General features: G+C 72.1%; 15 protein-coding genes. 7 read left to right on the plus strand and 8 right to left on the minus strand.

Annotated elements, in window-relative coordinates:
- Window positions 1-77 precede the first annotated feature (77 nt).
- Entirely contained in the window at window positions 78-3,233 is a 3,156-nt protein-coding gene (locus tag CA12_RS22310; protein WP_165700913.1) for a hypothetical protein, read from the plus strand.
- Window positions 3,234-4,244 (plus strand): GTPase ObgE, encoded by a 1,011-nt coding sequence (gene obgE / locus CA12_RS21175; RefSeq protein WP_145361106.1) that lies wholly within the window; start codon window positions 3,234-3,236, stop codon window positions 4,242-4,244.
- A gap of 228 nt (window positions 4,245-4,472) precedes the next feature.
- Here obgE and CA12_RS21180 read toward each other — a convergent pair whose 3' ends face one another.
- The 3 genes from CA12_RS21180 to CA12_RS21190 all read right to left on the minus strand — a co-directional run bounded on the left by CA12_RS21180 (window position 4,473) and on the right by CA12_RS21190 (window position 6,332).
- On the minus strand, window positions 4,473-5,000 hold the full coding sequence (locus CA12_RS21180) for a hypothetical protein (RefSeq protein ID WP_207622062.1): 528 nt from the start codon (window positions 4,998-5,000) through the stop codon (window positions 4,473-4,475).
- A gap of 151 nt (window positions 5,001-5,151) precedes the next feature.
- Window positions 5,152-5,772 carry a hypothetical protein gene (locus CA12_RS21185; RefSeq protein ID WP_145361107.1) on the minus strand — a complete coding sequence of 207 codons (621 nt, stop codon included), beginning with the start codon at window positions 5,770-5,772 and terminating at the stop codon, window positions 5,152-5,154.
- Window positions 5,773-5,816: 44 nt separating this feature from the next.
- Complete coding sequence (locus CA12_RS21190) at window positions 5,817-6,332, minus strand: methylated-DNA--[protein]-cysteine S-methyltransferase (RefSeq protein ID WP_207622063.1); 516 nt, start codon at window positions 6,330-6,332, stop codon at window positions 5,817-5,819.
- A 166-nt stretch (window positions 6,333-6,498) separates the two neighbouring features.
- Between CA12_RS21190 and CA12_RS21195 the strand changes: the two genes are divergently transcribed.
- The gene (locus CA12_RS21195; protein ID WP_145361108.1) at window positions 6,499-7,242 is read left to right on the plus strand and encodes a hypothetical protein; all 744 of its coding nucleotides are present in this window, start codon (window positions 6,499-6,501) and stop codon (window positions 7,240-7,242) included.
- Between the two features lie 45 nt (window positions 7,243-7,287).
- The gene (locus CA12_RS22660; protein ID WP_207622064.1) at window positions 7,288-7,752 is read left to right on the plus strand and encodes a VanZ family protein; all 465 of its coding nucleotides are present in this window, start codon (window positions 7,288-7,290) and stop codon (window positions 7,750-7,752) included.
- 37 nt (window positions 7,753-7,789) lie between these two features.
- Here CA12_RS22660 and CA12_RS21205 read toward each other — a convergent pair whose 3' ends face one another.
- Window positions 7,790-8,260: a hypothetical protein gene (locus CA12_RS21205; RefSeq protein WP_145361109.1), complete on the minus strand. Its 471-nt coding sequence runs from the start codon at window positions 8,258-8,260 to the stop codon at window positions 7,790-7,792.
- A 248-nt stretch (window positions 8,261-8,508) separates the two neighbouring features.
- On the opposite strand from CA12_RS21205, the gene CA12_RS21210 reads away from it, so the two are divergent.
- The 3 genes from CA12_RS21210 (at window position 8,509) to CA12_RS21220 (ending at window position 13,886) form a co-directional block, all read left to right on the plus strand.
- A complete protein-coding gene (locus CA12_RS21210) occupies window positions 8,509-9,717 on the plus strand; it encodes a phytanoyl-CoA dioxygenase family protein (RefSeq protein ID WP_145361110.1) in 1,209 nt (402 codons plus the stop codon).
- A 22-nt stretch (window positions 9,718-9,739) separates the two neighbouring features.
- Window positions 9,740-11,341 carry a hypothetical protein gene (locus tag CA12_RS22315; RefSeq protein ID WP_165700914.1) on the plus strand — a complete coding sequence of 534 codons (1,602 nt, stop codon included), beginning with the start codon at window positions 9,740-9,742 and terminating at the stop codon, window positions 11,339-11,341.
- A gap of 106 nt (window positions 11,342-11,447) precedes the next feature.
- A complete protein-coding gene (locus CA12_RS21220; RefSeq protein ID WP_145361111.1) occupies window positions 11,448-13,886 on the plus strand; it encodes a DUF1592 domain-containing protein in 2,439 nt (812 codons plus the stop codon).
- 30 nt (window positions 13,887-13,916) lie between these two features.
- On the opposite strand, the gene CA12_RS21225 is transcribed toward CA12_RS21220, so the two are convergent.
- The 4 genes from CA12_RS21225 to CA12_RS21240 all read right to left on the minus strand — a co-directional run bounded on the left by CA12_RS21225 (window position 13,917) and on the right by CA12_RS21240 (window position 21,681).
- Window positions 13,917-15,011 carry a hypothetical protein gene (locus CA12_RS21225; RefSeq protein ID WP_145361112.1) on the minus strand — a complete coding sequence of 365 codons (1,095 nt, stop codon included), beginning with the start codon at window positions 15,009-15,011 and terminating at the stop codon, window positions 13,917-13,919.
- A 104-nt stretch (window positions 15,012-15,115) separates the two neighbouring features.
- Window positions 15,116-16,483 (minus strand): hypothetical protein, encoded by a 1,368-nt coding sequence (locus CA12_RS21230; protein WP_145361113.1) that lies wholly within the window; start codon window positions 16,481-16,483, stop codon window positions 15,116-15,118.
- Window positions 16,484-16,739: 256 nt separating this feature from the next.
- Entirely contained in the window at window positions 16,740-18,608 is a 1,869-nt protein-coding gene (locus CA12_RS21235; protein WP_145361114.1) for a serine/threonine-protein kinase, read from the minus strand.
- A gap of 52 nt (window positions 18,609-18,660) precedes the next feature.
- A complete protein-coding gene (locus CA12_RS21240; RefSeq protein ID WP_145361115.1) occupies window positions 18,661-21,681 on the minus strand; it encodes a hypothetical protein in 3,021 nt (1,006 codons plus the stop codon).
- Window positions 21,682-21,735: the final 54 nt, after the last annotated feature.

The following is a 21,735-nucleotide window of genomic DNA, read 5'->3' on the forward strand; positions in this document are numbered from 1 at the left end:
TCCTTCGCCCTGTACACTGTGGGAATCGCCCCGACCCCGTTTCGTTCCGCCCGGGGCGGTCCGCTCCCCACGCCGCCATGCCCGCCACCGACATTCTGTCCTTCGATTGCCCCGGCTGCGGCAAGACGTTGAAGGCCAAGCCCTCGCACGCCGGCCGCACCACCGCCTGCCCGAAGTGCGGCGAATCCCTCACCGTCCCCACGGCCGGGGGCGCAGCGGACGACCTGCAGGAAGCGTTCACGCAGGAACCGGCCGCGGACGCCGCCGCCGGGTTCGAGCCGCCGGCGGAGGAGGTCGAGGAGTTCCCGCCGATGATCCGCACCGGACCGGTGGTCCGCGACGAACCGGAAGACGAACCCACGGACGAAGCGGCGGAAGCGGCCCCGGCGATCGAACGCCCCGCGTCCCCGCGGAGCCGTGGCGGTCGGCGGCGGGGTCGCTCGGCCGACGACGGGGAGGCCCGTACGAAGACCCTCCCGCTGGCGATCGGCGGCGGCGCCGTGGCGGCGTTGGGCCTCGGGCTGGCCGCCTGGGCCTTCTGGCCGGGCGACGAGACGGCGACCGCTGACGCCGGCCTGCTCACCCCGATCGCGGAACAGTCGGCGACCGAGGGAGAAACGCTGGAGGTGGTTCTCGTCCCCGCCGACCGGCTGGGATCGATGGCCGAAACCCACGCCCTGACCCTCACCCAGGCCCCGGACGGCGCCCGCATCGGCCGCGACGGCCGGACCTTCACCTGGACCCCCGGCGAAGCGGACGGCCCGGGCGTCGCGTCGGTCACCGCGGCGCTGACCCACCGGGCGACCGGCGAGGCCGCGGAGACCGTCGCCTTCGACATCCAGGTCGCCGAAGAGGATCTTTCCCCCTGGATCGCCCCGCTGGCGGCGGTCACCGTGGGGCCGGGCGAATCGCTGACGCTGAAGGTCTCCGCGGAGGACCCGGACCAGCCGGCCAACGCCCTCGCCTTCGAACTGGAGGGCGACGTCCCCGCCGGCGTGAGCGTGGACGGGGAGGGCGTCATCACCTTCGCCCCGCCGGCCGACGCCCCCCAGGTGGACTCCGCCTTCGGCGTGAAGGTCGTCGAGCAGCGGGCGGACGGCACGGCGGGCGCCAGCTCCGTCGCCCCGGTCCGGCTGTCGGTGATGTCGAAGAACGCCCCGGGCCGGAAGCCGGCGTCCGCCGAACCGGAGCCCGCCGTGGCGATGGCGGAGCCCGCCGCCCCGGACACGCCGGTACCGGCCGCGGACGAACCGGCGATGGCGGAGAGCGCCGTCGCCGACGCGGCGATGACGACGCCCGACGCCGCGACCGCCGCGGAAGGCACGACCGTCGCCATGACGGACGATCCCGCCCCGGCGGAGTCGATGCCGGAACCGATGCCGGCGCCCACGGAGGAGCCGGCCCCGGCGGAGTCGTCGGAGGGCGGCGTGAGCGCCAGCGTCACCGCGATGCTTGGCAACGAGGCGGCCGTCCCGCTCAACGAGAACGCCGCGGCCTACGAGGAGAACTTCGTCGCCCCGCTCGTGGCGATGTACGGCGGTCCGGACGAACGCCGCCGCCCGCTGCTCTCCCCCAAGGAATATGGCACGCTGCGGGCGCTGTTCGCGGAGGAGTTCGCCCGCGCCCACGAGGACCAGATTCGCGCCGGCTTCGGCGAGAAGGCGGACGAGATCATGGCCTGGCTGAAGGAACGGCCGGAGGTGCGGGAGACGCTGTTCAACGCCTTCAAACCCTCCGACGACGTCGCCGCCGGCATGACGGTGTTCCGTCAGCTCTATGACGAGTTCGGCGACGGACTCGACAAATACGGCGGCCTGGCGACCGCCGCCGCGGTGGTCTGGGACGATCCGGAGCGCGGCCCCTACAATTACGAGTTTCACGCCAAGCGGGCCAAGGCGACGCTGCCCGCGTCGGAACTCCCCGCGGCGGTGGAGAACGTGCGTTATTTCCTCGACCGCGAAGCCGCCATGCAGGGCCGGGCGGAGCGTCTCCCGTGGGAACTGCTCGTCCTGACCGTCGACCACGAGACCCCGATCGACGAGCGGGACTGGGCGCTGACGATGTACGGCAACGTCCGCAACCAGTTCGGGAAGTGTTATTCGCAGGTGCCGTACGACACGAACATGATTAAAACCGACGAGCGCGAGACCGAGCTCGACGGCCTGCCCTATACCCTGCCGACGATTCTGGAGAAGGGCGGCGTGTGCGCCCACCAGGCGGACTACGCCGCCCGGGTCGGCAAAAGCCTCGGCGTGCCGGCGATGTACGTCCGCGGCGACGGCAAATTCGGCGGCGCCGGCCACGCCTGGGTCATGTGGGTGGACGTGACCGGTGTGACGGACTCCGCGTTGAAGTTCACCCTCGAAAGCCACGGCCGGTATCAGGACGACAATTATTACGTCGGCTATCTGAACGAACCGCAGACCGGCGAAGAAACCACCGACCGCGACCTCATGCGGCGCCTGCACTCCGTCGCCACCGACCGCAACGCCTCGCGCCACGCCGACCTGCTGATGCGGGCCTACCCCATCGTGGCGCAGCGGGCCGGCGAAGGCGGCGAGGAGCTTTCGATGGACGCACGGCTGGATTACCTGGACGCCGTCAACCAGATCGACACCTGGAACGGCGCCGCCTGGCGGGAGCGGGCGCGGCTGGGAACTGAGAACGCCGGCAATCTCTCCAAGGACCAAACCCGCCGCTATAAACAGGACCTCAAGCGGCTGTTCCGCGACTTCGCCCCCTTCCCCGACTTCACCCAGGAGGTGTTCGCCGGGATCAGCGTCTACGAGACGGACGAAGAAAAGCGGCTCGAATTGACGCGGCAGCTCTTGGACGCCTACGCCGCCGCCGGGCGGCCGGACCTGTCGTTCGAGACCCTGCCGGCCTACGTCGACAGTCTGATCGCGCAGAACCGCACCGCCGAGGGCGTCGGCCTCATCACCGACGCGTTGATGAAATATGCCGACGAGGGCCGCTACACGCCGGCCGCGCTGGACCGGCTGGACGAACTCGGGGCGGAGTCCCCCCAGGAGTTGATCGAGTTTTACAAAGGGTTCGTCATGGCGATCCCGCCGACGCGGGGCAATTCGCCCAGCGAATACGCGGTCGCCATGCACAAGCGAATCATCGAAAAGGCCCAGGCGGCCAATATGCCCGACGTCGCCGAGTATTTCACGGAGCGGATGCGGGCGATCGGTTCCGGCAAATTGAAAACGAAGAACGGACAGCGCTAAGTGTTTGCGGATCATGTGTTGCTACATTGCAAGGCCGGCGACGGCGGAAACGGCTGTATGTCGTTCCGGCGGGAGAAGTTCGTGCCCAAGGGCGGCCCCGACGGCGGCGACGGCGGCGGCGGCGGCAGCGTCGTCGTCCGGGCCAACGAGAATATCGGCAGCCTCATTCACCTCGTGGGCCATAAGTTCTGGAACGCCGGCCGCGGGGAGCACGGCCGCGGCAAGCTCCAGACCGGGGCGACGGCGGACGACATCCTCATCGAGGTGCCCCCCGGCACGCTGGTGAAGGACGCCGAACGCGGCCACACGCTGCGGGACCTCAGCGCGCACGGCGACGAAGTCGTCGTCGCCCGCGGCGGCTCCGGCGGTCGCGGCAATCGCAAGTTCGCCACCGCCACCCACCGCGCCCCCCGTGAGTGCGAACCCGGCGGCGAGGGCGAATCACGCGACGTGGTGCTCGAACTGAAGCTGATCGCGGACGTCGGCCTGCTCGGCAAGCCGAACGCCGGCAAGTCGACCCTCCTGGCCCGCCTCAGCGCCGCTACGCCGGAGATCGCCGACTATCCCTTCACCACCAAGTACCCGAACCTCGGCGTCGTCCGCGAGGGCTCCGGCTGGGACGCCAAACGGCAGTACGTCCTCGCCGACATCCCCGGCCTGATCGAAGGCGCCGCCGACGGCGTCGGGCTGGGGCACGAGTTCCTCAAACACGTGGAGCGGACCCGCGTGCTGGTCCACCTCCTCGAACCGGACCCGCACGACGGCACCGACCCGGTGCACAATTACCAAACGATCCGCGCGGAGGTGGAGCGATACAACCCGGACCTCGCCTCCCGCCCGGAGGTGCTGTGCGTCTCCAAGGGCGAACTGCCCGACGCCGCCCCGGCCGCGGAGTTGCTGCGGGAGGAGTTGGGCGTGGAGCCGCTGATCATTTCCGCGGCGACGGGTTTGAACCTCGACGAATTACACCGCCGCATCTGGGCGGCGCTGGACGAGACGAACGCAGACTGAGCGGCCTTCGCCGCCAGGGTTCTTCGGCTGGCCGCAGCGGTTCCCAACCCGGAGCGAAAGCTCCGGCCGTGGATCATTTCGTTTGACGGCTGCGCCGACGGCCGATGCTTGCGCATCGGGCCGGTATGGAACGGCACGCCTCGCTGAAGAACGCTTGATCTACGGCCCCGCCAATGAAAACGCCCCAGTCCCTCGCGGGACCGGGGCGGACGCGTTCCGTCGAAGGCGTCAGCGGGTGAGGAAATATCCGTAGGTCGGATAGTAAGCCGAATAATATCCGGCGCGGCGGCCCCCGTAGCCGTAGCTCACGGAGCGGTATCCCCCGTAGCTGTAGGGGCTATACGACGCGGTGTAGCCGTAGGGGGCGTAGGCGCCGTACCCGTAGCCGTAGGGGGCGTAGCCGTAATTGTAATAGGATGCGGCGGCGTAGGTCGGCGTGACCGGACGATAGAAGCTCGTCGCGGAGTAGGTGTAGCCGTTGCCGTACGGCGCGTAGTACCCGGCCGGCACGGCGACGGCGGGGGCCACGTAGGCGGACCGATAGTACGACCCGTACCCGGCGGAATACGGCAGGCCGTATCCCCCATAGCCGCCGTAGCCGCTGCCGTATCCGTAGCCGCCGTAGTAGCTCCCGTAGGCGCTGGAGTACGGATAGGCGCCGTATCCATACCCGTAGCCGGCGGAGGCGTCCGGGGCGGAGCAGGCGACGGTCAACGCGACGGCGGCGGCGGTCAGAGCGGTGCGGGCGACGGACATTTCGGGTGGGGGTTCGGAGAGGCGATCACAGGATGAACGGGGATTATGAACGCCCTGGGTCCCTCAGACGGAAGCCGGAGCGGCCCCGTCGCCGCACCGGGAAAACCCGGACCGCTCTGCTCCAACAATGCCGCCGCCCCGGGCGCCGCGTTCAGAGCCACTCCCACAGGGATTGGGTGCGGACGACGATGCGGGCGTCCGCGAAGGTGTGGATCGCGTGAATCAGCAGAGAATCGGCGGCGACCTCCGCTCGGATCAGGCCGATCGAATCCCCCGTCAGTCGCCCGCCGGAGGCGAAGCGGCAGGCGAGCGCCCCCGGCCGGGCGGTGCGACCGGGCTCGTCGGAGCGGGCGATCGGCGATCGTTCCTCGCCGTCGCCGCGGGCGGCGGTGGCGGCGGCGTCGGCCCGCAGCTCCGCGGTGATGTGCTCGAACACGTCCGCGGCGGGAGTCTCCGCCTGATGCCCGGCCTGATACCGCACCGCCGGGCCGCGGTCGTCGTCGAAGGTCACGTCCTCCAGCCCCGCCCCCCGCACGCCCCGGCCGACCCGCCGCCCGCCGGCCGGCAGCACGTAGTCCTTGGGGGCCAGGAGTTCCGTCAGCGTGCGCCCGCCGGTGCAGACCTCAATGCGATGCCCGTCCTCCCCCAGCGACAGCGTCGCCGTGTAGCCGGGGCGTACGATCCGCTCCGTCGCCGTCGCGGGGAACAGCTCCGGGTGCAGCGGTCGATCGAACAGCCGGAAGGCGAACGCGGTGACGGCGGGACGGGGCACTTCGGAGGCGGAAGGAGCGAGGCGGAAGGCGAAAGGGCCGACGTTCAAGCAGCGAGAGGAACGTGTCCGGGGGCCGCCTCGAGGGCGAGGAGCCGCTTCTTCAACTCGATCCCGGTCGGGGCGCTGAAGCCGCCCAGTCGTCCGCCGGCGCCGACGACACGGTGGCAGGGCACCAGCAGCGGCGTGCGGTTCGACCGCATCACCCCGCCCACCGCCCGGGCGCCCCGCGGCGAGCCGGCCCGGGCGGCCAGTTCGGCGTAGGAGACCGTTTCCCCCCGCGGCACCCGCCGCAGCTCGGCGACGACCCGGCGGGCGAACGGCGTGGACGGCTCCGCCACGGCGAACGCCTCCAGATCGACCGGCTCCCCGGCGGCGAAGCGGGTGAGGGCGTCCGTCAACGCGGGCCGCCAGTCGCGGACGTCCTCGTCGTGCGTGCCGGCCGCGGTCCGCATTGCGGCGAGGGCGGCTTCCGGGCCGGCATGGCCGATCGTGAGGTGCGTCGCCGTCTCCGCCGACCCACGAACGGCGAACCACCCCAACGCGGTCGCGAAGCAGTGCACGGCCATCGGCGTCGGGGCGAAAGCGGGGAGGAAGGCGGAGCCGCAGTGTACGCGGCGACGCCGCCCGGGTCCCCAACGTCCCCGCTCCGTCGTACACTGCCGACTTCGACTCTGTTCGACTCCGTATCGCCGTCCCGCCGGCCCCCGTTCTTTCGCCCCGCCCGCCATGGACGCCTACGGCACGCTCGCCGACGACTTCTACGTCAACTGCAACCTCAACACCGAGATGCGGCTGCCCGAGGGCCGCGAGACGACGCTGCAGTTCTTCGAGCGGATCCGCAAGAAGTACGACACGATGCGGAACTTCTACACCCGCGAGAACGGCGACTTCGTCCTGGAAGAGGATAAGGACGGCGGCCACCAGCGCTGGGTCAGCCTGGAGCCGCGGCGGGTGTGCAGCGGGTACATCAACCCGCCGGACGTGGAGGACGCGATGGAGCAGCACATCCTCGTGCTCCAGCAGGTGCCGTACATGCTGTCGATCAGCCCGCTGGACTGCGAGGCGCTGGACTACACGCTGGGGTTCGACTTCACCTACCGCGGCAATCACGACGCATTGGTGGTCGAGGCGCTGGGCTCCGGACCGGGCATCGAACCGCTGACGGACATGCCGGGCTGCAGTGTGCTGAACTACGAGCCGGGCATCACCGTGGTGCTGGACGAGGAGTGCCGGTTGCAGGCCCGTCTGGCGGTGGAGACCCGCACGAACGCCTACCAACTGCGGCGGGACGACTTCCCGGAGGACCAGATCAGCGTCTACTTCACCGTCCGGCAGTACGGCAGCCTGGACGCCGGGGTCGCCTTCGAAGAGCGGCTGCTCACCCTGCGGGAGCACTGCGACCGGTTGATGGAGGAGCACGTCACCGACAGCGTGCTGCGGCCGTTGTCCCACGCCATCGCCGCGAAATAACGAACGGACCGCCGCCGCCGCCGCGCCGCGGCGTGCCGGAATCAGATGAGCGACGACGCCCCCCCCGCCGCGGTCGCGGAGACGCCGACCGACGACCGCCCGCAGCCCCAGCGCCGCCGGCCCCGCCGCTGGCGGCGGCGGCTGCGGGCCGTGCTGCCGTGGGCGGCGGGGGGCTATCTGCTGGCGGCGTTCACCGCGACGCACCTGCCGATGCCGAAAGAGGTGGGCGTCGAGATCGCCTACTTCGACAAGCTGGTGCACGCGACGATCTTCGCCGGCCTGAGCCTGCTGATCGCCGCCTGGCGCGTCACGCGCTTCGACCCGCCGCGGCGGGCCGCGGCGATCGCGTTCGCTCTCTGCCTCGTCTACGGGACGCTAGACGAACTCTCCCAGACGCTTGTCGACAGCCGCAAAGCGGACGGCTGGGATTTGCTGGCGGACGCCGTCGGGGCGCTGCTGGGGCTGGCGACGTTCTTCCCCCTGCTCCGCTGGTGGCGCCGGCACGGCTGAGCGCCGCAGGGGTGAGGGCGGCACGGGTGCGGACCGCTCAAGGTTTACCGGCCGGTTCGAGGCGTTCGCGGAGGCTCTCGGCGAAGGCGTCGGCGGCGTCCACGTCCCCGGCGACGACCGCCGGCCGCGTCGCTCCCGTTCGCGAAGAAACGCCGCGTCGGCCCTGCTTTTCGGGCCAGAGGCGGAAGCCGCCGCGGTCGACGCCGCTGGCCAGCGTCCATACGCCCCACAAACTGCCGTCCTCGGCGAAGCCGCGGTATTGCACGGAATAGCGGCCGTAGGACTTCGACCACTCCGCGACGCCGCGGGCGGTGTCGTAGGTCCCGGAGAGGGTGAACCGGCCGCAGTCGTCCGCCCCGGCGCCGGTCAGGCGACCGCCGCGGAAGTGCATGTCCTGAGCGGTCGGGCGGTCCGTCCGCTGCTGGAAGAACCCGGACCACGCCCCGGAGGGGAACCGCGGGTCGCGTTCGGCGAGGGCGGACGAGTCGGCGGGGGCGGGACCGGGCACGGGTCGCGGCGGGGGATCGTGGAGGATGGATTGGACGAACGATCGTTCGCCGCGTCGCCAGGAATCTTCGCCCGTCGCGGCGGCGGGACCACCTGAGCGGCGTCGCGAAAAAGGGTTCGATCGGCACGGGTCAGGGCGGAATTGGTTCTTCACCGCGTCCCCCGCCTACACTAGGCACCGCGCCGGCCGGCGGTCTCGCCGCCCCGACGCCCCTCATTGTTCCGACCTTTCGACCAGTTCCGGCCCCCATGGCGACCAAGTCCGCCTTCAGCGCCTTCAAACCCGGCGGGGTGTGGCATCGCGCCGTTTCCACGCAGGTCATGCGCGGTCTGCGGGCCGCCGATTCGATGGGGGCGCCGCTCTCGCTGACGCCCTCCAAGAAGCTGAAGGGCATCCGGAAGTACTGGAACCGGGAGATGATGGACCGGTACATCGCCAGCGGCGGCACGGAGTTGCCGCACGACGAAATGTGCCAGCTCCGCGTGCCGGACCCGCTCGTGCCGAAGACGGAGGACGTCGCCCCGGAGAACAAGCTGTCCACGGAGGACCTCGCCGCGTTCTACCGCAACGGCTACCTCAAGCCCTTCAAGGCGTTCGAGCCGGAGCAGATCAAGGACTTCGGCCGTCGCCTGCTGGAACGCTGCGGCCAGCCCAGCCAGGTCTATCCCGGCGGCGATCCCCACCGGGACCGCCATCTCGAGATGCCGGAGATGATGCGCCTGATCGCCCACCCGGCGATCACCGACCGCTGCGCCCAACTGCTGGGGCCGAATCTGCTCACCTGGCGGAGCCAGCTGTTCCACAAGCCGCCCGGCAACAACCCGGTCGGCTGGCACCAGGCCAGCACCTACATGTTCGAGGAGGAGTTCGGCGAGCCGAGCGTCTTCCCGCCGGACATCAACAATCTGTTCATGCTGACCGTCTGGATCCCCGCCGACCCCAGCACCCGTAAGAACGGCTGTCTGAAGGTGGACACCCGCAGCGTCACGGAACGCACCCGCTGGATGCGGCTGGGCGGGGACGTGGGCTTCCACGCCGTGAACTACGGCCCCTGCTACGAGGTGAAGGAAGAGGACGTGCACTACATTGAGATGGAGCCCGGCGAGGTGCTGATTTTCACCGAGCGGGCGATCCACGGCTCGGACGCCAACCGCACCGACTCCAACCGGATGGCGTTCAACTTCCGCGTCGTCCCGACCGACGTGCAGGTTTACCGGCCCGGCAAGCGATTCCATAAGGCGTCGCAGATGAACCGGGTCTACGACCTGACGAACTGGCGTCCGGTGATCATTCGGGGTACGGATACGGTTCGGAAAAACGAGTCCGTGCCGTGGACCGACTACGCCGGCTCCGAACTCATTCCCGGGAAGATCACGCCGGACGGCGCCCCCCCCAATCCGTCGGCGGCGACCGAGCCCGTCGCCGCCGCGTCGGAGGCCGTCACAGCCGGCGCCTGAGCCCGAGTCCCCCGAGGTCGTCTTGAACGTCGCGTCCGCCCCCCCCGCCGCCGCGGAGCCCCCCGCCGCCGCGTCCCCGGGGCCGGGGCCGGGGCCGGGGCCGACCGCGGCGACCGCGGCGACCGCGACGCACGGCCTGCCGGCCCGCCTGTCGCTGACCCCGGTGGAGCGGTTCATGCTGGACGACGACCGGCCGTCCCACCCGATGACCGGCATTCACGAGCTGGTCGTCCGCGGCCGGCTGGACGACGACCTGCTGGCGGGCGCCCTGGAGGCGGCCCGCCGCCGGCACCCCCTGCTCTGCCGGATCGTCGACGACTCCGGCCGGGAGCCGGTCTGGGTTCCCGCCCCCGCGGACATGACGGTCGCCGTCGATCGGGCCCCGGCCGGCACGCCCCGCACGCATCCGCTCGGGCACTGGCTGGACGTCCGCCGCGAGATCGGCCTACGCGTCTGGGTCCGCGACGAGGAACCGGACGCCGACGGCACGCCGGTCTGCCGGTTGTCGGCGGCCGTGCATCACAGCGTTGCGGACGCCCTCGGCGGGATCACCTTCCTCCTCGACCTGTTCGCCCACCTTTCGGCGGCATTGGGCGGCGTTCCCGTGCCGGCTCCGCCGGATCCGGAGCGCGTGCTGCATCGCGGCCAGTTGTACGAACCGTCCGGCCTCCTGCCCGGCCTGCCGAAGGGGCGGCTGGGCGTGTGGGGGCACCTGCTGATCGGCGCCCGGCGGATGAAGCGCACGAAGACGCTGCCGCTGGCGCCCGGGTCGCGGGGGAAGCCCGTCTCCGCGAAACCGCCCCCCGGCGCCGACGCCGAGGCGGCCGGCGTCCCCCCCGTCGACGCCGTGTCGCCCCCCCGCACCGTCTCCTTCACGGAGGCGGAGACGCACGGTTTGAGGGCCGCTGCGAAGGCCCGCGGGATGACGCTGAACGACCTCCTGCTGCGGGATGTGTTCCTCACGGTCCGGGAGCACAACGCCCGCTACGACAACGCCGGCGCGACGCTCGACGGGAGCCCCGCGGCGGTGCGGATCAACGTGCCGGTGAACCTCCGCGACGAGGCCGACCTGCCCGCCGCGCTCCGCCGGTCGCAGTCCCGCGGAGTTCGCGGCGGCGGGCTGACGGTCGTCAACAAAATCGGCATGGCCCTGGTCACGCGGCCGACGGCACTGGCCGACGACCCGGAGGCCCTGCTGCGCTCGGTTCACGAGGAGATGAGCTGGGTCCGCCAGACCGAGCGCGGCCGGCGCTTCGTGGAGGCGGTCCTGCTCTCCTACCGCCTGCTGAAACGGCCGCCGGGGGGCATGTTCGACGGAACCTGTTACGCCACCGCGGTACTGTCAAACATCGGCGATCTGTCCCGGGTCATCCCGCCGGAGTTGCGGGACGAACGCGGCCGGCTGCACGCCCCCGCCGCCGACCCCGCCGACGCGCTGACGGTCACGGAGTACGCCACCGGCTCTCCCGGTCGCGCCCTCACCCGGGCGACCGTGCTGGCCGCGAGCTACGGGGGCCGCCTGCAACTTCACCTCCGCACCGATCCGGAGGAGATCGCCCCGGAGGACGCCGCGGCGTTCAGCGCCGACCTCGCCGCCCGCGTCCGCCGCAGCGCCGCGGGGTGAGGCGGGCGGGCGACCCGGTGGAGCCCCCCTCCCGCGAGACGTAGCATACGGGCCCGCGCGCCGCCTTCGGCCGGCGCCGTCCCGCCCCCCGCTTCCGGTCTCGCCCGTGCGTTTCGCTCCCGCCGCGCGCTTCGCCCCGCTGTTCGCCGCGGCGTGCGGCCCGTTCCTCGTCCCGCTGACCGCGGGGGCGGCGGACCCGGCGCCGGAGTCCGCGACGCATTACGCGGACGTCGTGCGGCCCCAACTCGTCGAGTACTGCGGGGACTGCCACGCCCCGGACGACGAGGACAACCACGTCAACTTCCTCGCCGCCACGACCGACGGGGCGATCAACGACGCCCGGGGCCTGTGGGGCAGCGTCGCGGAGCAACTCCGCAACCGCACGATGCCGCCGGCCGATTCGGCGTTCCAACCGACCGAGGACGAGCGCCGGGAGCTGGCCGATTGGATCGACGGCTTCCTACGGGCCACCGCCTGCGAGCGCGGGCCGTACGCCGGGCCGGTCGTCGCCCGGCGGCTGAACCGGCAGGAGTACGACAACACGCTGCGGGACCTGCTGTACGTCGACCTGCGGCCGGCCGAGGACTTCCCCGCCGACGGCGCCGGCGGCGAGGGCTTCGACAACAACGGCGAAACGCTGTTCTCCTCGCCGATCCTGCTGGAGCGCTACCTCGCCGCGACCGCCGAGGTGTTGGACGCCGCGATCTCCACGCCGCGGCTCAATCACACGATCCCCCCGTCGAAGTTGCGGCCCGTTCCCGAGGAGAACGCCGACGCCCCGCGGACGCTGAAGCCCGGCGAGACGCTGTCGGCGCCGCTGACGGTGTACGTCGCCGCGGACGTCACCGTCGCGGTGAAGTTCGAGCGGGACGCCGCCGGCCCGGTGACGTTGAACGTGGACGGCGTGCCGGTGGGCGCGCTCTCCGTGGACGACGCCGGCGGCGTGCCGCCCCGGGCCAAGGCGACCCTGCGGTTGGAACGCGGCGATCACGTGCTGGAACTGACCAATCCCGGCAAGTCGCCGCTGCGGATTAACGGGATCGGCGTCTGGGACGATCGCCCGGACGCCCCCCGCGACGACGCCCTTGTCGCCCATGAACGGCTGCTGGGCGTCCCCCCTTACCAACGGCCGGACGCCCCGCGGGCCGGCGCCCGGGACGCCCTCGCCCGGCTGGCCCGGCGGGCCTTCCGGCGGCCGGTCGAGCCGGCGGAGGTGGAGGCCCTGATGACGCTCTACGACCGCTCCGCACGCCGCGGCGATCCGTGGGAGGAATCGGTCAAGCTCGCCGCCCGCGGCGTGCTGCTCTCCCCGAAGTTCCTGTTCCGCACTGAACCGCCGCAGGAGAGCGGGTCCCCGGCGGACGGATCGGAAGAGGGCGAACCGCAACTGGTGGACGACCACGCCCTCGCCTCGCGGTTGAGCTACTTCCTCTGGGCCTCAATGCCGGACGAGGCGCTGTTCGAACTGGCCGACGCCGGCCGACTGTCGGACCCGGCCGTCCTGGACGCCCAGGTGGACCGGATGCTGGCCGACCCGAAGGCCAACGGCCTGGCGAAGCACTTCGCCGGGCAGTGGCTCGGGACCCGCGAGGTCGGCGGGCGAATCGCCCCGGACGTCAACCGCTTCCGGGCGATCTTCAGCGACGAACTGCTGGACGATCTGAACGCCCAACCGGCGGAATGGTTCCTCTATCTGCTGAGGGAGGACCGCCCGCTGCGGGAGGTGATCGACGCGGATTACGCCGTCGTCAACGAGCGCCTGTCGTACCACTACGGCCTCGCCGAGCCGCCCGAGAAGCTCCGCGGCGACGCCGGTAAGACGGCCGATCGCGGCAAGAAGTGGATGCACGAGAAGAAGGTCGACTCCGCCTTCCGCCGCTTCGATCTGAAGGGCGAGGACCGCGCCCGCCGCGGGGGCGTGCTGGGGCTCGGCGGGGCGCTGCTGGCCAGCAGCTATTCGCAACGCACCAGCCCCGTGCTGCGGGGGGCGTGGGTGCTGGAGACGCTGCTCGGGATCAAGGTGCCCTCCCCCCCGCCGGACGTGCCGGAGCTGAAGGGCGGCAATAACTCCAAGGGCACGGTGCGGGAGAAGCTGGCCCGTCACCGGGCCGACCCGGCCTGCTCCGCGTGCCATAACCTGATGGACCCGGTGGGGTTCGCGCTCGACAACTACGACATCCTCGGCCGCTGGCGGACCGAGGAGGGCGGCGCCCCGATCGACGCCTCCGCCACCCTGCCGGACGGCGAAGCGTTCGAGGGGCCGGAGGGGCTCCGGCGAGTCCTGTTGAAGCAGGAGGACCGGGTCGTCCGGCACCTCGCCGCCAAGCTGCTGGGTTACGCCCTGGGACGCAGCCTGGAGGACGGCGACGACTGCACGATCGACCGCGTCGTCGCCGAGGCGACGGAAAACGGCGCCACGACGCGGGCCCTGGTGAAGGCCGTCGTCCGCAGCGTCCCCTTCCGCATGATCGCCCGGGACCCGGCGCCGCCGCACGACGCTGCGCATGAAAACGCCCCGGACGAGCAGTCCGGGGCGAAGCGGTGAGCAGACCGCGGGGGCGACCGGCGCTGCCGCTCACATGTTCGGAACGGGCATCGCGTAGGGGACGGCGTCCAGCAGCCAGAAGCGTTTGGCCAACCGCACGTCCGTCTCGCCCTTGGGGACGGCGACGATGGTCGGCTCGGGCACGCCGGACGTGGGGTCCGGCTGAGCGGCGAACTGCCGGGCCACGCGGATTGCCGCCGGGTCCTGCGCCGAGTCGAAGCTGCCGACGGTCACCACGCTGCGGTAGCGGTCGTGCCAGACGTACGCCTCGTGCCCCTCGCGGTTCCGCAGGATCTGGCACAGTTCCCAGGCGTCGCGGCCGCCGTCGTTGAGGTCGTCGGAGACCGCAACCCGATCGCCGATGTCCTCCGTCTCCGTCCCGCTGACCTGCGTGAGCGTCTTCCCGCGGAACTCCTTCACCACCACGCTGTATTTTCCCGGGCACCGGTGCAGGGAGTATTCCTCGCCGGCGTTCAGCGCGGTCAGCAGCGGGTCGCGGATCTTGCGAAGCTGGCGCACCTGTTCGGCGTCCAGCAGCGGGTTCACGGTGACGAACGCCCGGGACAGCGGCGAACCCGTGTGGCCCTGCGTCCGTTGGAAGAAGCCGCCGCCCCGCGTGCGGGTGTAGCCGCCGTCCGCGGCGACCGGCTCCAGCGTGGGGCACTTAGCCTTGGTCTTGATGGCCGTGAGGCAGGACTGGGTGACCTGATCGTCGGCCGACTTGAAGTTCCCCGCCAGCACGCAGACGCCGCCCCGCATCGTGGCCATCAGCCGTTCCCGCTCCTCGCCGTCACGGCTGACGGTGGACAGCGACTGCGTTTCGGTCGGCACGTCGTAGACGTACGCCGGGATGCCCTGCTCGCGGAGTTCGTAGCAGACCTGATCGGCCGCCGCCGACGGGGTCAGGCCGGTTTTGTTGCCGCCCCGCAGCGGGGAGATCGCGGCGACCATGATCATGTACGGCCCGTTCTGCTTGCCGAGCGTGTACCGCTTGGTGCGATCGCACTCCACGCCGCCGACCGCCGGGGCCGCGGCGGACAGCAGAACCGCCAGCGCGAGGGCCGCCGGGACCAGCCGCGACGGGGCGGAAGGCAGCGGCGAACGAAAGGGGCGACGGGCGGTCACGGGCCGGTCTCGGATGCGGGTCGAGGGGACGAACGGCGGGGCGGCGGTGGTAGAACGCGTCGCAGCGCCCGGTCCACCCCGGTTCGCGCGCGACGGACAAGCGATCAGCGGGTGACCGTGAGCCCCCACTGTTCCTTGTACCGCTGGGTCAACTCACGGGTGCGGGCGCCCTCCAACCGTTCCAGCAGGTCGTGGGCGAGGGCGAAGCGGGCCATCTCGTCGGGCACGTCCACGTTGGAGCCCTCACGGCAGCCGGTCTGCGCCGTGCAGTCCGGCGCCGGATGCACCGGGCCGAGCGGGCGGTACAGCGCCCCGCCGAGCGGCTCCACCGCCGCGACGTCCGCCGGGGCGACGACGGCTACTCGGCCGACCTCCACATCCCCGCTGCCGTTCTCGTCGGGAGACCGGCCGAGCACGGCCCCGGACGCGTCGACCCAGACGCGGGTCAGCTCGTCGGGAACCGCGATCGGCTCCCCGTCCGCCCCCCGCACGCGGCGGTCCGGGTGAGAGGCGAGAACCAGCAGCCCGTTCCGCACGCAGAAGGACCCGTCCCGGGTGAGGACCGGAGTTGCCCCCCCCTCTTTGGGCAGCAGAGCGAACCAGCCCGGGCCGATCAGGGCCAGGTCCAGCGGACGGCCGGTCTCCTTCACCGGACCGGGGGTCAGGACGACCCGCACGCCGTCGGCTCCGGCCGGTTCGACCCGCCGGAAACCGGGCGTGAAAGCCCCGGCGAGGTTCGCCCGGCCCGCCGCGACGATCGCTCGCAGCCCCGCAAGATCGCTCTCGGACGGAGCCAGCAGTGCCGCCGGCTCGTCGGCCAGCGGCGTCGGCGTCGGCGGGGTCAGCGAGGCGGGCGTCTGCGGCAGCGGGGCGAAGGGGACGAGCGAACCGAACTGCTCCCGCATCGCCGTCAGATCGTCCGCGGCGGCCGGCGGCAGATCGGCGAGGGCGTCCGCCCAGGGGTCCAGCGGATCAGACTCAGCCACGGCCTGGGGCGGCAAGGCGCTCTGTTCGACGTTCACCTCTGCCGGCGGCTCCGCACAGGGTCCGAACGGATCGAGGCAGCTCTCGCCCGGATTGGACTGGAACGGGATCGGCGGCGGTTCGTAGTCCTCCGGCGGCGACGGCCAGCGGCGGACCGGCCCGGCCCCCGGCAGCGACGCCACCCGCACCGGCAGCGCGGAGGCCGGCGGCGGTTGCTCATGCGCCGCGACATCTGTTTCCTCGGCGACGGCCGGCGCCGGCAGGGCGTCCGCGGTCTGCACCGGCTCCGACGGAACCGGCTCTGGGGCGGCGAGGGCGGCGGCCAGCACGGTCGACCCGGCGAACAGCCCCCACCCGCCGAGCGTCAGCAGGTTCCCCCGGTCGATCCAACGCCCGATCCGCAGCAGCGTGGCGGTCGCGGCCCCCGTCGCGGAAGTCGGTTCAGCGGGGGGAGCGGCGGCGGGCGGATCGGACGGGGCGGCGCTCATGCGGGGCGCGTCGCACACCTGCGGCGATGCAGTCAAGATCGGTTCGCGCCCGCAGGAACGGGACTCCCCTCTCCCCCTTTTGGGGGAGAGGGGTCGGGGGTGAGGGGGCTGCGGCGCCCGGACGCTCCTCACAGCCCCCTTCGCTCGCCCCTCCGACAGCCGATCACCGCAGAGAGCGGGGGCGTGTGAACCGTGCGTCACTCTCACCCCCGGCCCCTCTCCCTCAAGGGAGAGGGGAGACCATACCGTTCCCTCGTCAGAGTCCGAGGGACTCCCCCGCCCCGGCCGCTTCTTCGCGGCGTTGGCGGTCGATGCGGCAGTAGCGCAGGCCGAGCCAGAGCAGCACCGCCGTCCACATCGCCCCGAAGGCCGGCACCGCCCACGGGCCGACCGCGGCCAGCGGGAGGGCGGCGGAGAAGAACGCCGCGGCGATCAGGTAGCAGACGCCCCAGGCGTGCCCGCCGAGGGTGTAGAACGCCGCCCCAGCCATCAGCGACGCCACGCCGTAGGTCACGCCGCTGTCCCAGCCCTGCCGCCAAGCCATCACCGTGAGCATCCCGCGGGCGACCAGATAGCCGGACCAGACGGCCCAGATGGGGCGCTCGACGCTGTCGGTCGGCAGTACGCCGTGCCCTTTTCGGCGCGCGCACCACAGCACGGCGGCCAACCCCAACAGCATCGCCCCGGCGGGCAACAGGTGGGCGACGAGAAAGCCGTACCCGGCTCGCTCCGCGAAGAAGATGACGACGTGGGCCGCGGCCACCACCCCCGCGAACGCCAGCAGGGAGCGGCCCCAGTAGCGGAAGTGATCCTCGTGTCGGCTGGCCGTCAGAGCGCCCGCGACACGGTACGCCAGCCCGCCGGCGCCCCCGCCCGCCGCCTGCACCGGCTCTCCGGCGAGGAACCGGCGCATCTCCGCGGCGACCTCCGCGGCCCCGCCGTACCGCGACCGTGGGTCTTTCCGCAGGCACTTCAAGGCGACGGCCTCCAGTTCCCGGGCCGCCCGGGGATTGAGCGACCGGGGCGGCAGCGGGTCGGCGTCGAGCACCCGCCGCAGCACGCCCATCGGTCCGTCCCCTTCGTCCGTGAACGGCACCCGGCCGGTGAGGAGGTGATACAGGATCGCTCCCAACCCGTAGACGTCCGCCGCCACGCCCACCGCGACGCCGCCGCGGTCGTGGCCGACGGCCTGCTCCGGCGCCATGTAGCCCGGCGTGCCGACGATCTGGCCGGTGCGGGTCTGGCCGGAATCGACCGTGACCGCCTCGCCGCTGCCGTCGACCGCCGTCGGGCCGAAGCGTTTGGCGAGGCCGAAGTCCGCCACCTTCGCGACCGGCGCCCCGCGGGCGTCGGGTTCGTCATTGCCCGGCCTGCCGTACCCGCTGGAGCTCCGTTCCGCGGCGAGGTCCAGCAGGACGTTCGCCGGCTTGAGATCGCGGTGCAGCACGCCGCGGGCGTGGGCGTGACTGACGGCGTCCGCCACGTCGGCCAGAATCGCCGCCGCCTCCCGCGGGGGCAGCGGCGAACCGGCGGCGTAGTTGGAAAGGTTCGGCCCGGCGACCAGTTCCATCGACAGGAACGCCCGCGGCCGACTGCCGGGGGCGCCGGCGTCCGCCGGCAGCACGCCGGCTTCGTACACCCGGACGATGTGCGGGTGGCACAGGGCGGCGCTGGCGGCCCCCTCGGTGCGGAACCGGGCGAGGTCCGCCGCGGTGAGTTCGTCCGGCCCGGCCCGCAGCACCTTCACGGCACAGGGCCGCGGCGGGGCGAGTTGCCGGGCCTCCCAGACCACGCCCATCCCCCCGCGGTCCAGCTCGCGGACCAGTTCGTAGTTACCGAACCGCGGCGGCGGGCACTGATCGGCGTCGCCGACGGGCGGGCCGGCGGCGTCGCGGAGCCGGTCGTGGCCGGAGAAGAACGACCGCAGATCGTCGGCGAGGTCCGGGTGCCGCTCGTACGCCGCCGCTCGGGCCGCGGAGTTGGGGTCGTCCAGCAGCTCGGCAAGCACGGCGTCGAGCCGCTCTTCCCGATCGTCGTCCCCGGCGAGGAGCGTGATCGGGCGAACCGGCTCGAACGCCGCCGTGGGAGCGTCGTCGGAGGCGGCGGTCGGGGGCGAGGGGGTCACGATCGACGAACGCCCGGCCGGCCGGGCCGGCTCATCGGCGGCGCCTTCCCCATCAGTCCTCTCCCCAACCCAACCAACGCTCGCCGGCGTGGTGGATGGTGCCGAACAGGCGCACCGGGACCGGGGCGGCGTCGGCGTGCTCGTCCGGGGCGGCGGCGAGATCCGCCGTCACCGAGTACTGCATCACCGGTTCAAGCCGGGGGATCGACAGGAACACGCTGCGGCCGTCCGGGGAGAGCGTCGCCTCCGCGACCGGCCAGAGGTCGTGCCCCTCGGTCTCCGGATCCGAGGGCCGCAGTTCGTCGGAGCCGTAGTCGGCGCTGCGGAGGTAGGTCCAGGCTTCCACCTGCCAGGCGGCCGGGTCGGCGGCGGCGTCGGTCAGCTCCGTGGCGAACCGCAGTTCCAGCCCGTCCCGGTACGTGCGGACGGCGGTCGGCAGACGCAGCGGGGCCTCGGTGCGGCGGAGGCGTTGCAGGCAGCCGTCCTGCACCGCCGCGGTCTGCCAACCGTCCAACCCGCAGACCCACAGGTCCGCGGTCCCCGGGAAGAACCGCCCGCGGCAGACGCCGGCCAGAAACTGCACGCCCGGCAGCGGCATCGCGACCCCCTGGGCCCGCGGGACGCCGGAGGCGTGCAGGGCCTCGGTCAGCACGAGGTTCGCCGTGCACCGACCAAACGACAGGTGCAGCATCGAACCGGCCAGTTCGCCCCAGCTTTCGCCCCGCTCTCCGCAGGGCACCCAGCACTGCCCGCCGGCGCTGGTGCACACCGCCCGCGGCAGCCACAGGGCCGGCGGGTCGAAGGCGATCGCGGCCTCCCGGTGGGCGGTGGGCACGAACCCGGCGTAGTACTCGGCGGCTTCGGCGTCGGAGACCGCCACGCCCGGGTCGATCAGGTGCAGCGGGGTGGCCGGGACCCAGTTGCCCTCGTTGTCCGCGGCAGTCAGCAACCCGGCGACGGAGCACCCGTCCGGGCAGAACCCGAGCCCGTTGGGGTGCCGGAAGCCGGTGGCGACGACGTTCATCCGCGACCCGTCGGCCGTCACCTGCACCAGGCAGCCGCCCTGCTTCGTCTGGGCGGAGCCGCTTTTCAGGAAGTAGAAATTGCCGGCCTCGTCGGTCTCCAGCCCCATGGCGTAGGCGTGCGGCTGGCCGAGGATGTCGAGGTCGGCGTTGAAGCTCTCGTAGACGTCCGCCTCGCCGTCGTCGTTCACGTCGATCAGCCTGGTGATGCGGTCGCGGCCGAGCGCGAAAACCTCCGCTTCGCCCTCCGGCGTAATCCGCACCGTCAGGCCGAGCGGCTGGTAGAACCCGGTGGCGAACCGCCGCCACTCGATCCGCGACAGGTCCCCGCCGAGCCCCTTCACCTGCCAGACGTCCCCGTGGGCGGCGGCGACGTACGCCGTGCCGTCCGGGGCGAAGCCGAGGCCGGACAGATACAGCAGGGCCTCGTGCGGGTTCGTGAACGGCAGTTCGACGGTGTCGACGGCGAAGGCCCCGCCGGCTTCCTCAATCGGCTCCCCCAGTTCGCCGGCCGTGACCAGCGGGCCGTTCCAGCGCGGGTTCGGGTCGGCCGGGAGGGGCGGAAGAGCGTCGTCCAGAATCCGCAGCCGCGGCCCCCCCGCCGGGGCCTTCAGATTCTCTCCGCCCGGACCGACTTCGAAGCGATATCCGAATCCGGCCCCGTCCGCGACGAATCGCACCGGCTCCCCAGCGATCGTGAAGTGCAGGGTGACGTGTGATGCGTCGGCGGTGAGCGCGTCGTAGCGCACGTCCGCGACCTCGCCGCCGACCGTCCAACGGGCAGAGTTCGGCAGAACCCAGTCGCAGGAGGCGCCGAACTTCGGCAGGTCGATGAGCCCGTAGCGCCGGTCGCTGTGGTCAAGGAACGGTCCACGCCAGCCGCAACGGGCGACGCCGGTGAGGGTATCCACGCACAGGTGCCGCTCCGGGTCGGCGCCCGGTTCGGCAGCCGGAACGGTGATCGCCACCCCTTTGAGGATCTTCTCCCCGTCCGGCAGCGTCAGGCTGCTGAAGGAGAACGGGCCGGGGTCGGTGCGGCGGATGCGGTCGTCGATCCAGTCCGGCTCGCCCTCGGTTTCGTAGGGCAACTTGGCGTCGGACCGGCTGACGGGAGTCCACAGTTCGTCGAACGTCCGCACCCCGCCCGCGGGCACCTCCAGCCCGGCGGTCCAGACGATCGCGTTCAGCAGGAACCGGCGGTGATTCGGCTCCGCCCCCTCCTCCCCCTCGCCCTGCCCGGCGCCGGAGAGGTTTTTCTCGAAGTGCCCGCCGGTGAAACCGACCGCCCTGTGCGTCGGTCCGCCGGCGTTCACGGCCCGCTCCAGGGCCCAGGCCACGGTCTGTTCCGCCTTCGTGCCGTCGTCGTTGGGCAGCGGGGCGCTCAGCAGCGGCGTCCAGCCGGCCTTCGCCATGGGAAAGGCGAGGTGGTGGTAGAACTCGTCGTGCAACTTGTGCGGCTCGACGCCCTCGGTGACCGGGTGCCCGGCGGTGACGTCGACGGTGGGTTCGGCGAAGTTGATGCGGCTCTCCCAGCCGTTCTTGCCGTCGCCGCCCTGGTAGTCGAACCGGCCGCCGACGACCTTCATCGCGGAGGCGTCCAGCCGGTCCGGCAGGAAGGTGGACCAGTGCAGCAACACCACGCCGCAGCCCCGGGCCGCGGCGGTTTCGAGCTGCGTCCAGCGATCGCCGACCAGCAGCGGGTGGTCTTTCTCGTTGCGGTCGCCGCCCGCGGAATAGAGGAACACGCAGTCGGCCCGGCCCAGCGCCGTCGGGTCCTCCGGCCAGCCGACGGCGGTTTCGATTTTCAGCCGTTCGCCGACGTTGGAGTCCTTCAGATAATCCGCCAGCGCCGTGACGGTCGCCTCGTATTCGTGCGTGCCGGCGGGGTGGGAGTCGTCTTTCCCCGCGATCAGCAGGACGGTGCGGGGCGCGACTGCGGCCTCGGCGGCGCTCGCCCGGGCGACGGACGGGTCGACCGAACCGCCGTCGCCGAACGGCGGCGGGGCCGGGACGGCCACGAGAAGAACGGACAGAGCGGCGGAAGCGAACACGGGCGGGCGTTCCTGGGGGCGAACGCCGGTTATCCTACCCGGGTCCGACGCCCG

It is taken from the genome of Alienimonas californiensis (genome assembly GCF_007743815.1).
In the GTDB taxonomy this organism is placed as follows: Bacteria; Planctomycetota; Planctomycetia; order Planctomycetales; family Planctomycetaceae; genus Alienimonas; species Alienimonas californiensis.

What these genes read in the sequence shown, in the direction of transcription:
- CA12_RS22310 (WP_165700913.1), top strand. Translation starts at nt 78, where the DNA reads ATGCCCGCCACCGACATTCTGTCCTTCGATTGCCCCGGCTGCGGCAAG.
- CA12_RS21180 (WP_207622062.1), bottom strand. Translation starts at nt 5,000, where the DNA reads ATGTCCGTCGCCCGCACCGCTCTGACCGCCGCCGCCGTCGCGTTGACC.
- CA12_RS21195 (WP_145361108.1), top strand. Translation starts at nt 6,499, where the DNA reads ATGGACGCCTACGGCACGCTCGCCGACGACTTCTACGTCAACTGCAAC.
- CA12_RS22660 (WP_207622064.1), top strand. Translation starts at nt 7,288, where the DNA reads ATGAGCGACGACGCCCCCCCCGCCGCGGTCGCGGAGACGCCGACCGAC.
- CA12_RS21210 (WP_145361110.1), top strand. Translation starts at nt 8,509, where the DNA reads ATGGCGACCAAGTCCGCCTTCAGCGCCTTCAAACCCGGCGGGGTGTGG.
- CA12_RS21230 (WP_145361113.1), bottom strand. Translation starts at nt 16,483, where the DNA reads ATGAGCGCCGCCCCGTCCGATCCGCCCGCCGCCGCTCCCCCCGCTGAA.